This is a genomic window from Paraburkholderia sp. GAS448 (assembly GCF_050435685.1).
GTDB lineage: Bacteria > Pseudomonadota > Gammaproteobacteria > Burkholderiales > Burkholderiaceae > Paraburkholderia.
Genome location: NZ_JBNDKT010000002.1, coordinates 417,536 through 430,868 on the forward strand (window position 1 = coordinate 417,536; position 13,333 = coordinate 430,868).

A 13,333-nucleotide genomic window follows, 5' to 3' on the forward strand; every position below is an offset into this window, starting at 1 on the left:
ATGAAACGGATCATGCAAAACAGATTCTTCTGGCTGTTCCTCGGGGTGCTGTTTGCGCTGCCGGTCCTGCCGCAGCCGATTCGCGTACCGGAGTACTGGGTCACGCTGCTCAACTACATCGGACTGTATTCGATTGTTGCCATCGGACTCGTGCTCCTGACCGGTATCGGCGGGATGACGAGCTTCGGGCAGGCGGCGTTCGTCGGTGTCGGCGCCTATACGACGGCGTATCTGACGACGCAGTTCGGCGTCTCGCCATGGCTCGCGCTGATCGCGGGTGTCGTGCTGACGGGCTTGATTGCGCTCGTGCTCGGGGGTGTGACGATGCGGTTGTCGGGACACTTCCTGCCGCTCGGAACGATCGCGTGGGGGCTCGCGCTGTTCTTCCTGTTCGGCAATCTCGACATGCTCGGCAAGTACGACGGCATCAACGGTATCCCGGTGTTAAACGTATTTGGCATCAATCTGGAGTCGGGCCGGCATATTTATTACCTGATCTGGGCTGTCGTGCTCGGCGCGGTGATCTCTGTTCAGAATCTGCTTAACAGTCGACCGGGACGCGCGATTCGGGCGCTGCGTGGTGGCGGCTCCATGGCTGAGGCGATGGGCGTCAACACCGCATGGATGCGCGTGGTGATCTTTGTCTACGCGGCGGTTCTCGCGGCGATTTCCGGCTTTCTGTACGCGCATCTGCAGCGAGCCGTGAACCCGACGCCATTTGGCCTGAATCACGGTATCGAGTTCCTGTTCATGGCGGTGGTTGGCGGGGTGTCTCACGTTTGGGGTGCGGTACTCGGCGCGGCGATTTTGACCGTGCTGCAGGACTATCTGCAAACGCTGTTGCCGAAGCTGCTCGGCGAGAACGGCAATTTCGAAGTGATCGTCTTCGGCATTCTGATGGTGCTGCTGCTGCAGTACGCGCGGCAGGGCGTCTGGCCGTTCGTCGCACGCTTCTTTCCGCGCGGCCCGCGCGCACATGTGCCGGACGATGCCGAGCCATTGCCGCAGCGCAGCAAGCCGGCAGCAGGGGAGACGCTTTTGACGGTCAAAAAGGCGCGCAAGCAGTTCGGCGGGCTGATCGCAGTGAATGACGTCAGCTTCGAGGTGAAGGCTGGTCAGATCATCGGATTGATCGGCCCTAACGGCGCGGGCAAGTCGACAACGTTCAACCTCGTCACGGGCGTCTTGCAGGCGACCAGTGGAGAAGTCAGTTTCCGCGGAGAAAGGATCGATTCGCTGAGCTCACGTGAAATCGTGAGGCGCGGCATCGGGCGCACGTTTCAGCACGTCAAGCTTCTGCCCGGGATGACAGTCCTCGAGAACGTTGCGATCGGCGCACATCTGCGTGGCCATGCAGGCGTCTGGCGCAGCGTCGCAAGGCTCAACGGAGAGGAGGAGGCGCGACTGATGGCGGAAGCGGCGAGACAGATTCGTCGCGTGGGACTCGAGCAGCATATGTATGACGAAGCCGGCAGTCTCGCGCTCGGGCAGCAACGGATTCTGGAAATCGCTCGAGCGCTGTGCTGCGATCCGACGCTGCTTCTGCTTGACGAGCCAGCGGCAGGACTCCGGTATCAGGAAAAGCAACAACTGGCCGTCCTTTTGCGGAAGCTGAAAGAAGAGGGGATGAGCGTGCTGCTGGTCGAACACGACATGGATTTTGTGATGAACCTGACCGATCGGCTGGTGGTGATGGAGTTTGGGACACGGATCGCGGAAGGTCTGCCGCAGGATGTGCAGAAGGATCCGGCAGTGCTGGAAGCCTATCTTGGCGGGGTGGAATGATGACGCAGAGTACAACGGCGGATTCCGCCACGCCGATTCTCGACGTTACGGGGTTGTCTGTTCGTTACGGAAAGGTTGAGGCATTGCACGGCGCTTGCATCAAGGTGCGGCCCGGACAGATCGTTTCGGTGATCGGACCGAACGGCGCGGGCAAGTCCACGCTGCTCAACGCGATCATGGGGGCGCTGCCGGTGATCGGACATACGAAGGGCGCGATCGTTTACCGAGGTGAAGACGTCAGTGCTGTGCCGGTCGAGAAACGCGTTGCGCGTGGGATGTGCCTTGTGCCGGAGAAGCGGGAGCTGTTTTCGACGATGACCGTCGAGGACAATCTGGTGCTTGGCGCATATCGCCGCAAGCGCGCGGGCGAGCGCAACTACCAGGATCAGCTTGAGCCGGTGTTCACGCTGTTTCCCCGGTTGAAAGAGCGGCGGAAACAGGCCGCTGGCACGTTGTCGGGTGGAGAGCGGCAGATGCTGGCGGTGGGCCGGGCGCTGATGGGCAAGCCCGATCTGTTGATGCTCGATGAGCCGAGCCTTGGGCTTGCGCCGCTGATCGTAAAGGAGATCTTCCATATCATCAGTGCGCTCCGGCAAACGGGCGTCGCCACCTTACTGATCGAACAGAACGCGCGCGCGGCCCTGCAAATATCTGACTACGGATACGTGCTGGAGACCGGCGAACTTGCACTCGAGGGCGCCGCCGCGGATCTTGCGCAGAATTCGCGGGTCATCGAGACCTATCTGGGATTGGCGAAAAAGGTCGCGTAGGTCTCTCGAAGCGCTCCCATCTGTCTCGTTAAAGCGGTGTGTTTCACGTGAAACACACCGCTTTTTTATTGCTGGCCGAACGGACGAAATTCGGGCCAAAAGCGAACCCGTTATAATTCGCCCATACATTTTCCTCAGAAAGGCTCACGCGGCGCACTCGGCGTGAGATCCGCGATGCTTTATCCCACAGAGTTTGACGTAATTGTCGTCGGCGGCGGTCATGCCGGCACCGAAGCCGCACTGGCTTCCGCGCGCATGGGCGCAAAAACGCTCCTGCTGACGCACAACATCGAGACCCTCGGTCAGATGAGTTGCAATCCATCGATCGGCGGCATTGGCAAGGGCCATCTGGTCAAGGAAGTCGATGCGCTGGGCGGCGCAATGGCTGCAGCAACCGACGAGGGCGGCATTCAGTTCCGCATCCTCAATTCGTCGAAGGGGCCGGCGGTTCGCGCAACGCGTGCGCAGGCCGATCGTCTGCTTTACAAACAGGCTATCCGGCATCGTCTGGAGAATCAGCCGAACCTGTGGCTGTTCCAACAGGCAGTCGACGATCTGATGGTGGAAGGCGATCGCGTGGTGGGTGCAGTGACGCAGGTCGGGATTCGTTTCCGCTCTCGCGCTGTGGTGCTCACTGCCGGGACGTTTCTGGACGGCAAGATTCACGTCGGTCTGAACAACTATACCGGCGGGCGGGCAGGTGATCCTGCTTCGGTGTCGTTGTCCGCCCGGCTGAAGGAGTTGAAGCTGCCGCAGGGGCGGCTCAAGACGGGTACGCCGCCGCGGATTGATGGCCGTACGATCGATTTCTCGAAGCTTGAAGAGCAACCCGGCGATCTGGATCCGGTGCCGGTGTTTTCCTTTCTCGGCCGCGTCGAGCAACACCCGCGACAGGTGCCGTGCTGGGTGACGCACACGAACGGGCGCACGCATGACATCATTCGCGGCGGTCTCGATCGGTCGCCAATGTACACGGGCGTGATCGAAGGGGTAGGGCCCCGGTATTGTCCGTCGATCGAGGACAAGATTCATCGGTTCGCCTCGAAGGAGTCGCACCAGATCTTCCTGGAGCCGGAAGGGCTGACGACCAACGAGTTTTATCCGAACGGCATCTCGACGAGCCTACCTTTTGATGTGCAGCTGGAACTCGTGCGTTCGATGCGCGGGCTGGAGCACGCGCACATCCTGCGCCCTGGATATGCGATTGAATACGATTACTTCGATCCTCGCGGGCTAAAGGCCTCGCTGGAAACAAAGGTCATCGACGGCTTGTTCTTCGCCGGCCAGATCAATGGCACAACGGGCTACGAGGAAGCGGCCGCCCAAGGATTGCTCGCGGGCATCAACGCGGGCTTGCAGGTCCAAGGCAAGGACGCCTGGTGTCCGCGGCGGGATCAGGCTTATCTCGGTGTGCTGGTCGACGATCTGGTGACGCGCGGCGTGTCGGAGCCTTACCGGATGTTCACCAGCCGGGCCGAATATCGATTGAGTCTCCGTGAAGACAACGCCGATATGCGTCTGACAGAGATCGGTCGTGAACTTGGGGTAGTGGACGACGGCCGCTGGGATGCATTCAGCCGCAAGCGCGATGCTGTTTCACGTGAAACAGAGCGCCTCCGTACGACGTGGGTCAATCCTAAGACTTTATCGGCCGATAAAGCGACAGTGCTGCTCGGCAAGCCGATCGATCACGAATACAGCCTCGCTGAGCTGCTACGGCGCCCTGGCGTCACGTACGACGGCGTCTGCGGTTTGCTCGAGGGAAACTGTGGGCCCACCGAAGCCTTGGCCGACGACAATGTTCTATTGGCGCAGATCAAGGAGCAGATCGAGATTGGCGTCAAATATCAGGGCTACATCGAACGTCAAGCGGGCGAAATCGAGCGCAACGAGGCGCACGAAAATACACGCCTGCCGGAAGGTTTGGACTATGCCGAAGTTCGCGGCCTGTCGTTTGAAGCGCGTCAGAAGCTGACGCAGTTCCGGCCGGAGACGATCGGGCAGGCATCGCGTATTTCCGGCATTACGCCGGCCGCAATTTCGTTGCTGATGGTTCATTTGAAACGCGGCCTGGGGCGCCGCTCGACAAAACCGGCCGGCAAGGGCACCGACAGTACGCCGGTGGCCCAATGACCGCAAGGCAAAGAAGCTTCGGTGGGAATGACACCCGTGAGTCTTTGGCCACACTGCTGGCCGAGGGCGCACGCGAACTTGGCCTCGATCTGGGCATCGAGCAGCAGGAAAAGCTGCTCGACTATGTCGCGTTGCTCGCCAAATGGAACGCGGTGTACAACCTGACGGCGATCCGTGATCTCCGACAGATGCTGATCCAGCACATTCTCGATTCCCTCTCGATCGTGCCGCACCTTGCTGGGCGTGGTCCTTCGTCGGTGCTCGATGTGGGCTCGGGCGGCGGATTGCCTGGTATCGTCCTCGCCATCGTGCTGCCGGACTGGGCTGTCACGCTGAACGACATCGTGCATAAGAAAACCGCCTTTCAGTCCCAGGCGAAGGCCGAGTTGGGTCTCGCGAATCTGTCGGTCGTGACCGGACGGGTCGAAACATTGAAGCCCGGGGTCGAGGTCCCGGCTAAATTCGATGTAATCGTGTCGCGCGCGTTCGCAGAGCTCTCGGATTTCGTTACACTGGCCCGTCATCTCGTCGCGGAGCAGGGTGCGATCTGGGCGATGAAGGGTGTACGTCCTGACGGCGAGATAGAGCGGCTACCGGCCGGCGCGCACGTGAATCAGGTTATCCGGCTCACAGTGCCGTCGCTCGATGCAGAGCGGCACCTCGTCGAAGTAGCGCTGGGCGTCTGACTGTAGAGACACCGTCACGTCATTCCAATCATTCAAAGCAGCAAAAGGGACACACCAACGATGGCAAAAATCTTCTGTGTTGCGAACCAGAAGGGCGGCGTCGGTAAGACGACGACAGCAGTCAATCTCGCCGCGAGCCTCGTATCACAGGGACAGCGGGTCCTGCTCATCGATCTGGATCCGCAGGGCAATGCCACGATGGGCAGCGGCGTCGACAAGGCCGCATGCGAATACACGGTGTACGAGGTGCTGGTGGACGGCGTCACGGTTGCGGATGCACGCGTGAAGCCCGAGGGCGTTTCGTATGATGTATTGCCAGCCAATCGCGAACTTGCCGGCGCAGAAGTAGAGCTGGTCACCGTTGTGAATCGCGAGCGCCAGCTGAAAGACGCGCTCGCGCTTGTCGCCGGTGACTACGACTTTGTCCTGATTGACTGCCCCCCGGCGCTATCCCTTTTGACGCTCAACGGCCTGTGCGCTGCCCATGGCGTGGTGATCCCGATGCAGTGCGAGTACTTCGCGCTCGAAGGCCTCTCGGATCTCGTCAACACGATCAAGCAGGTGCACGCGAACCTGAACCGCGATTTGAAAGTGATTGGCTTGCTGCGCGTGATGTTTGATCCGCGCATCACGTTGCAACAGCAGGTCTCCGACCAGCTGAAAGAGCATTTTGGTGACAAGGTGTTTGACGTCGTGATCCCGCGCAATGTGCGCCTTGCGGAAGCGCCAAGCTACGGCTTGCCGGGCGTCGTATTCGACAGGGCGTCGCGGGGCGCTCAGGCGTACGTTCAGTTCGGTGCGGAAATGATCGAGCGGGTGCGGGCGCTGTAGCGTGCGAACAGGGACGTAGAGTGGGGAAACAAGGTGGCGAACAAGGCAGCACTCAAGGCGGATCGAGGAAGCATGATGAACGCAGTGGCTAGAAAGAAGGGATTGGGCCGGGGGCTCGAGGCATTGCTGGGCGGAAGCGCGGATATCACCGAAGCGGTGAAGATCAACGGCGCGCCCCACGTGTTGCCCCTCGACAAATTGCAGGCCGGAAAGTATCAGCCGCGTATGCGGATGGATGAAGGCGCATTGCAGGAACTCGCCGCGAGCATTCGCGCGCAGGGGCTGATGCAACCGATCCTCGTGCGGCCGATATCTGCGGACATGTACGAAATCATCGCTGGCGAGCGTCGGTTCCGCGCCGCACGTCTCGCCGGACTCGACGAAGTGCCGGTGCTGGTGAAAGAGGTGCCGGACCAGGCCGCCGCGGCCATGGCGCTTATCGAGAACATCCAGCGCGAGGATCTGAATCCGCTGGAAGAAGCGCAGGGCATCCAGCGTCTGCTCGACGAATTCCATTTCACGCATGAGCAGGCGGCGGAGTCGGTGGGTCGTTCGCGTAGCGCGGTGTCGAACCTGCTGCGCCTGCTAAATCTCGCGGCGCCTGTGCAGACCATGCTGCTGGCCGGCGATCTCGACATGGGGCACGCTCGGGCACTGCTCGCCGTCGACGGCGCGACGCAGATCACGCTCGCGAATCAGGTTATCAACAAGCGGATGTCGGTGCGTGAGACCGAAAAGCTGGTAACTACGACGACGAAGGCCGCGCCCGCCGTGAAGGCGCGCGCGACCAATGATGGCGGTCGTGACACGCGGCGTCTGGAGGAGGAACTCTCCGATCTCCTCGCAGCCACGGTGAAGATCAAGCTGGGCCGGCGTGGGCGAGGGCAGGTGCTCGTCGACTTCGGCGACCTCGACGCGCTCGAAGGCATCCTTGTGCGTCTTCGCGGCAACGCAACTGCCTGAACGCCCGCAATCGTGCCGGTAGCGGAGCGCACATCCAAGGCGCCTGGAAAAGTCCTGCGCGGGCTGCTCGCTTTCGCCGCAAAAGAGCCGGTGTTATCCGTGCTCGTCGTTGCGCTGATCGCACTACAATGCCTGCATCCGCGTCCGTGGACTACGCTGCCGGCGCTGGTCGACTGGCAAACAGTCTTGACACTGACAGGACTCCTGATATTGACGAAGGCTGTCGAATCTTCAGGATTCCTGATGTGGATGGCGCACCGTGTCGTGCATCGCATTCAGTCCGAACGCGGACTGGCTTATCTGATGATCGGCCTTGCGGCAGCCCTGTCGACGCTGCTGACCAATGACGTTGCGCTTTTCGTCGTCGTGCCGCTGACGCTTTCGCTGCACAAGCTGACACCGTTGCCGATCCGCCGCCTCGTCATTTTTATCGCGCTTGCGGTGAATGCTGGCTCCATCCTGACGCCTCTTGGCAACCCGCAGAATCTGTTCCTGTGGCAAACAAGCGGGGTGTCGTTCATCCGCTTTGTGTGGGCGCTTGGCCCGCTTTGCGCCGCGCTGATGGTGATGCTTTATTTGCTGACAGCCGCGGCGTTCCGGGCGAAACCGCTCGATCTGTCGAAAGATGTGGAGCCGCATCCCGTCGACCGGCCGCTCGTTGGCGTCGCCGCGCTGCTGTTCGTCGCCTTTGTGCTGCTCGCCGATGTGCATCATGCCGGCATCGGAGTCGCCGGCGTCGGAATCGGTTTTCTGCTATGGCGCAGCAAGATCGTGCTGAAAATCGACTGGCTGCTGCTGCTGATCTTCGTGTTCATGTTCATCGTACTGCGCAGTGTCGCCGCGCTGCCCTGGGTGCAGGAGGTGATCGGACAGATCGGGCTCCAGACGCCGCTGCGCGCGTATGCCGCCGGTGCGATTCTGTCTCAGGGCATCAGCAACGTTCCCGCAGCGATCATGCTCGCCGAGTTCACAAAAGACTGGCGCGCACTCGCGTTCGGTGTGAGCGTCGGCGGTTTCGGTATCGCCATTGGTTCGCTTGCCAATCTGATCGCCGTGCGGCTTTCGAAAGAGCGGGGCATGTGGCTGCAATTCCATCTGTTTTCGATGCCATTCTGGATCGCGAGCGGCATCGTGGGTGGCTGGCTTCTGTTGCATTTATGACACGCGTGAACAGCGTCTGACGACGTCGCAAAAGCCCCCGCAAGAGATCACTCAAGCCAGCCAATTCCGCCTTGCCGCGACCGCCTTACAGTTCCAGTGTCTACTGCCGTAGACGACCACTTTTCGCATCATGGAGGCTCGTTTCACGAGGGTTATTGGTCGACTTAAAGTCTTGAATTGCCTGCAACTATCGCTTACAATCGCCCGGATTTATTTGCTAGGCAACCCCGTAAGCGCTGCGTAAGCTCGCGGACTGAACAGGACTCTGCGGAACACTGCGATGGTGGCTCAATCGTCGAATAAGACGCCGGACGAAGGGCACGACGAACACCGCGCAGCACGCTCCGTTTCAGGTGCGTCCGCCGGTCAGCACGCAATGCAAGACGATGCGTGGGATGTCGAGCAGCAAGATAACAATATCGTTCCGCTCACGCGGGCCGAAGCTGAAAAGCTGTTTGGTCCGAACGTGAGTCGTCCATCGCGCGTTACACCTTTCCGGGTCGTGGCAGCGCAAATGGTTTTGTCCCTGGGTGCGACGCTGTTGTGGTGGCTGTTCTACAAGCCGCCGGGTGATGCTGCGCTGTCCGCATTCCTGGGAGGGGCGATCTGCTGGGTGCCCGGTGCGATGTTCGCGGCACGTCTGAGAACGCTGAGTGGCGCCGAAACAGTGATGAGCTGGATGATCGGCGAAGCGCTCAAGATGGGAGCCACGATCGCGATGTTTGTTGCCATCGCTTTCTGGTATCACGACGTACGCTGGGTGCCGCTGCTCGTGACTTACCTCATCGCGCTGAAGACGTACTGGATCGCGCTGGCCTGGCGGTGAAGTAGAAAAGAATAGAGGCTGACGCACGGCGTCAGTATCAGAGACGCGGATTCGACACGATCCGCGTTGGCGTGTTCCCGCAATGCTGTATTGCGGCGGGAGTGGCCAGAGACGATTTTCGACAATTTGGGTGGCATTAACGATATGGCAGCTAGCGAAGGCACGCGCGCTCTGGATCCGTCCGAGTACATCGCGCACCACTTGCAGAATTTTTCCACTGCACACCAGACGTCGATTTTCGACATTCACGTGTGGAATCTGGATACCCTTTTCTGGTCGATCGTTTGCGGTCTGGCCACCATTCTGATTCTGCATCTCGCTGCCCGCAAGGCGACGTCCGGCGTGCCGGGCCGCTTCCAGTGCGCAGTCGAAATGCTGGTCGAGATGGTCGAAGATCAATCGAAGGCGATGATTCACGGCAGCCGTGTTTTCATCGCTCCCCTCGCGCTGACCGTGTTCGTCTGGGTCGCGCTGATGAACTCCCTCGACTTCATTCCTGTCGACCTGCCAGGTCGCGTGATCGGCTGGCTGGGTCTCTCCGAAGCCATTCCTCATCACCGCATCGTGCCGACCGCCGACCTCAACGGCACGCTCGGCATCGCGCTCGGCGTGTTCGTGCTGATGATTTACTACAACTTCAAGATCAAAGGCGCCGGCGGCTTCGTGCATGAACTGCTGTCCGCGCCGTTCGGTGCGCATCCGCTGCTGTGGATTCCGAACCTCGCACTGAACATCATCGAGTTCGTCGCGAAAACGGTTTCGCTCGGCATGCGGTTGTTCGGCAACATGTACGCCGGCGAACTGCTGTTCCTGCTGATTGCCCTGCTCGGCAGCATGTGGGGTTTCGGCGCGGACCTCACGGTCCTCGGCTTCATCGGTCACGTGATCGCGGGTACGGTCTGGGCGATCTTCCACATTCTGATCGTCCTGCTGCAAGCGTTCATTTTCATGATGCTGACCCTGGTGTACATCGGCCAGGCGCACGACACCCACTAACGCGGTGTGTCGACCAGAAGAATCGTTTTAGTTTTTCAGCTTTTCATTAAATCCCAGTTCCAAAGTCTTTTCACAAAGGAGTGATCATGCAAGCTTTCATCGCCAACATCCAGGGTCTGACCGCCATCGGTATCGGCATCATCATCGGCCTGGGTGCAATCGGCGCCTGTATCGGTATCGGCCTGATGGGCGGCAAGTATATTGAAGCGTGCGCCCGCCAGCCGGAACTGATGAACCCGCTGCAAACCAAGATGTTCCTGCTGGCTGGTCTGATCGATGCGGCGTTCCTGATTGGCGTTGGTGTGGCAATGCTGTTTGCGTTCGCGAACCCGCTGCTGTCGAAGCTGGCAGGCTGAGGTTCCTCGGAAGTTTGCGCCTGACCTATAACGGATAAGGGCGCAGGGCGGAACGGGTGCTCGGGCGCTGATCGACGACAGAATCGATGAGCGCCTTACCGTTTCGATTTCCGATATCGCAACGTTTAAGGAAACACCGTGAATCTCAACGCAACCCTGTTTGCGCAAATGGTCGTGTTCCTGATCCTCGCGTGGTTCACGATGAAGTTCGTGTGGCCGCCGCTGATCAACGCCATCGACGAGCGCGCGAAGAAGATCGCCGATGGTCTGTCGGCCGCTGAAAAGGGCAAGGCAGAACTCGAAGCTGCTCATAAGCGCGTCGACCAGGAACTGGCACAGGCTCGCAACGATGGTCAGCAACGTATCGCTGAAGCCGAAAAGCGCGCAGTATCAGTAGCTGATGAAATCAAGGCCCAGGCACAAGCCGAAGCAGCCCGAATCGTTGCGCAGGCCAAGGCCGACGCCGAGCAGCAGGTCGTGAAGGCGCGTGAAGCGCTGCGCGGCGAAGTGGCCGTCCTCGCTGTGAAGGGCGCCGAGCAGATCCTGAAGCGCGAAGTCGACCAGGCGGCTCACGCTGACCTGCTGAATCAACTGAAAGCCGAGCTCTGATCATGGCCGAACTTGCAACCATCGCCCGTCCGTACGCAGAAGCGCTGTTTGGCGTGGCCGAAGCTGGTGACATCGCCGCCTGGTCCACGCTCGTGCAGGAGCTGGCACAGGTTGCGCGTCTGCCCGAAGTGCTGTCGGTCGCCACGAGCCCGAAAGTAAGCCGCGCGCAGGTCAGCGATCTGCTGCTCTCCGCGGTGAAGTCGCCGCTGAAGGACAACGCGCAGGCGAAGAATTTCGTGCAGATGCTGGTCGACAATCATCGTCTGCAGCTGCTGCCGGAAATCGCCACGCAGTTCGAAGAGTTGAAAAATGCCCGCGAAGGGGCGGCCGATGTGCTGATCGTCAGCGCATTCCCGCTCGAAGGCGCGCAATTGAACGACCTCGTCGCAAGTCTCGAACGCAAGTTCAAGCGTAAGCTGAAGCCGACGGTTGAAGTCGACCCGTCGCTGATCGGCGGCGTGCGCGTGACGATCGGCGACGAAGTGCTCGATACCTCGGTCCGCGCGCGGCTCGCCAGCATGCAGACGGTTTTGACCGCCTGAAGCGCTTACGCGGCTGGCACGCAACAGAATTGACTATCAGGAGCGAATAATGCAACTCAATCCCTCTGAGATCAGCGAACTGATCAAGAGCCGGATCCAGGGCCTTGAAGCGAGCGCAGACGTTCGCAACCAGGGCACCGTGATCTCCGTGACCGACGGTATCGTGCGTATCCACGGCCTGTCGGAAGTGATGCAGGGCGAAATGCTCGAATTCCCGGGCAACACCTTCGGCCTCGCGCTGAACCTCGAGCGCGACTCGGTCGGCGCCGTGATTCTGGGTGAGTACGAACACATTTCGGAAGGCGACATCGTCAAGACGACGGGTCGCATTCTTGAAGTGCCGGTGGGTCCGGAACTGGTCGGCCGCGTGGTCGACACGCTAGGCAATCCGATCGACGGCAAGGGCCCGATCAACGCGAAGATGAGCGACGCAATCGAAAAGATTGCTCCGGGGGTGATCTGGCGTAAGTCGGTGTCGGAACCGGTTCAAACGGGTCTGAAATCGATCGACGCGATGGTGCCGATCGGCCGCGGGCAGCGTGAGCTGATCATCGGCGACCGTCAGTGCGGCAAGACCGCAGTCGCTGTCGATACGATCATCAACCAGAAGGGCAAGAACCTCATCTGTATCTACGTTGCGATCGGCCAGAAGGCATCGTCGATCATGAATGTGGTGCGGAAGCTCGAAGAAACGGGCGCGCTGGAGTACACGATCGTCGTCTCGGCTTCGGCTTCGGACTCGGCTGCGACGCAGTACCTCGCACCGTACGCCGGCTGCACGATGGGCGAATACTTCCGCGATCGTGGTCAGGACGCGCTGATCATTTACGACGATTTGACCAAGCAAGCCTGGGCATACCGTCAGATCTCGCTGCTGCTGCGCCGCCCGCCGGGCCGCGAAGCCTATCCGGGCGACGTGTTCTATCTGCACTCGCGTCTGCTCGAGCGTGCTGCTCGCGTGTCGGAAGAATACGTCGAGAAGTTCACGAACGGCGAAGTCAAGGGCAAGAGCGGCTCGCTGACGGCACTGCCGGTCATCGAAACGCAGGCAGGCGACGTGACCGCATTCGTTCCGACGAACGTGATCTCGATTACCGACGGCCAGATTTTCCTGGAAACCGACCTTTTCAACGCAGGTATCCGCCCGGCTATTAACGCTGGTGTGTCGGTGTCGCGCGTTGGTGGTGCGGCACAGACGAAGGTCGTGAAGAAGCTGTCGGGCGGTATTCGTACCGACCTCGCACAGTACCGTGAACTCGCGGCATTCGCGCAGTTCGCTTCGGACCTCGACGAAGCGACCCGCAAGCAGCTGGAGCGCGGTCGCCGCGTGACGGAACTGCTCAAGCAGCCGCAATATCAGCCGCTGCAGGTGTGGGAACTGGCTGTCGCGCTGTTCGCCGCAAACAACGGCTACCTCGACGACCTCGAAGTCTCCCAGGTTCTGCCGTTCGAGAAGGGCCTGCGCGAGTTCCTGAAGTCGAGCCACGCTGACCTGATCAAGCGCATCGAAGACAACAAGGACTTGTCGAAGGACGACGAGGGACTGCTGCATACGGCCCTCAAGAACTTCAAGAAGTCCGGCGCTTACTGATCCGCGAGTGACCCGCAAGGCATAAACGGACCTTGAAGCGGCGCGGGCCGCATGCAAATGCCCCCGCGCTGCTTCGATCAAGGA

Annotated in this window: 13 protein-coding genes; all 13 read left to right on the top strand. The window is 60.4% G+C overall.

Going from position 1 to position 13,333, the window contains the following annotated elements; genetic code table 11:
* The gene (locus tag P3T23_RS05500) at positions 1–1,785 is read left to right on the top strand and encodes an ABC transporter permease subunit (RefSeq protein ID WP_429315164.1); all 1,785 of its coding nucleotides are present in this window, start codon (positions 1–3) and stop codon (positions 1,783–1,785) included.
* Positions 1,785–2,555 carry an ABC transporter ATP-binding protein gene (locus P3T23_RS05505; RefSeq protein WP_429315165.1) on the top strand — a complete coding sequence of 257 codons (771 nt, stop codon included), beginning with the start codon at positions 1,785–1,787 and terminating at the stop codon, positions 2,553–2,555. The genes P3T23_RS05500 and P3T23_RS05505 overlap by 1 nt, the downstream gene beginning before the upstream one ends.
* A 174-nt stretch (positions 2,556–2,729) precedes the next feature.
* Positions 2,730–4,688, top strand: a complete 1,959-nt coding sequence (mnmG, locus tag P3T23_RS05510; RefSeq protein ID WP_429315166.1) for a tRNA uridine-5-carboxymethylaminomethyl(34) synthesis enzyme MnmG — start codon at positions 2,730–2,732, stop codon at positions 4,686–4,688.
* Positions 4,685–5,374, top strand: coding sequence for a 16S rRNA (guanine(527)-N(7))-methyltransferase RsmG (gene rsmG, locus P3T23_RS05515; protein WP_429315167.1), 690 nt, complete (start codon positions 4,685–4,687; stop codon positions 5,372–5,374). Before mnmG ends, rsmG begins: the two co-directional genes overlap by 4 nt.
* Positions 5,375–5,434: 60 nt before the next feature.
* Complete coding sequence (locus P3T23_RS05520; RefSeq protein WP_429315168.1) at positions 5,435–6,205, top strand: ParA family protein; 771 nt, start codon at positions 5,435–5,437, stop codon at positions 6,203–6,205.
* Positions 6,206–6,280: 75 nt separating this feature from the next.
* Entirely contained in the window at positions 6,281–7,168 is an 888-nt protein-coding gene (locus tag P3T23_RS05525; protein WP_429315169.1) for a ParB/RepB/Spo0J family partition protein, read from the top strand.
* 54 nt (positions 7,169–7,222) lie between these two features.
* Positions 7,223–8,329 (top strand): SLC13 family permease, encoded by a 1,107-nt coding sequence (locus tag P3T23_RS05530; RefSeq protein WP_429315359.1) that lies wholly within the window; start codon positions 7,223–7,225, stop codon positions 8,327–8,329.
* Between the two features lie 280 nt (positions 8,330–8,609).
* Positions 8,610–9,155, top strand: coding sequence for an ATP synthase subunit I (locus tag P3T23_RS05535; protein ID WP_429315170.1), 546 nt, complete (start codon positions 8,610–8,612; stop codon positions 9,153–9,155).
* 144 nt (positions 9,156–9,299) lie between these two features.
* Entirely contained in the window at positions 9,300–10,151 is an 852-nt protein-coding gene (gene atpB, locus P3T23_RS05540; RefSeq protein ID WP_429315171.1) for a F0F1 ATP synthase subunit A, read from the top strand.
* Between the two features lie 86 nt (positions 10,152–10,237).
* Positions 10,238–10,507, top strand: coding sequence for a F0F1 ATP synthase subunit C (atpE, locus tag P3T23_RS05545; RefSeq protein WP_007180033.1), 270 nt, complete (start codon positions 10,238–10,240; stop codon positions 10,505–10,507).
* A 138-nt stretch (positions 10,508–10,645) separates the two neighbouring features.
* Entirely contained in the window at positions 10,646–11,116 is a 471-nt protein-coding gene (locus tag P3T23_RS05550; protein WP_429315172.1) for a F0F1 ATP synthase subunit B, read from the top strand.
* A 2-nt stretch (positions 11,117–11,118) separates the two neighbouring features.
* Positions 11,119–11,658: a F0F1 ATP synthase subunit delta gene (locus tag P3T23_RS05555; RefSeq protein WP_429315173.1), complete on the top strand. Its 540-nt coding sequence runs from the start codon at positions 11,119–11,121 to the stop codon at positions 11,656–11,658.
* Between the two features lie 49 nt (positions 11,659–11,707).
* The gene (gene atpA / locus P3T23_RS05560) at positions 11,708–13,249 is read left to right on the top strand and encodes a F0F1 ATP synthase subunit alpha (protein WP_429315174.1); all 1,542 of its coding nucleotides are present in this window, start codon (positions 11,708–11,710) and stop codon (positions 13,247–13,249) included.
* Positions 13,250–13,333 lie beyond the last annotated feature (84 nt).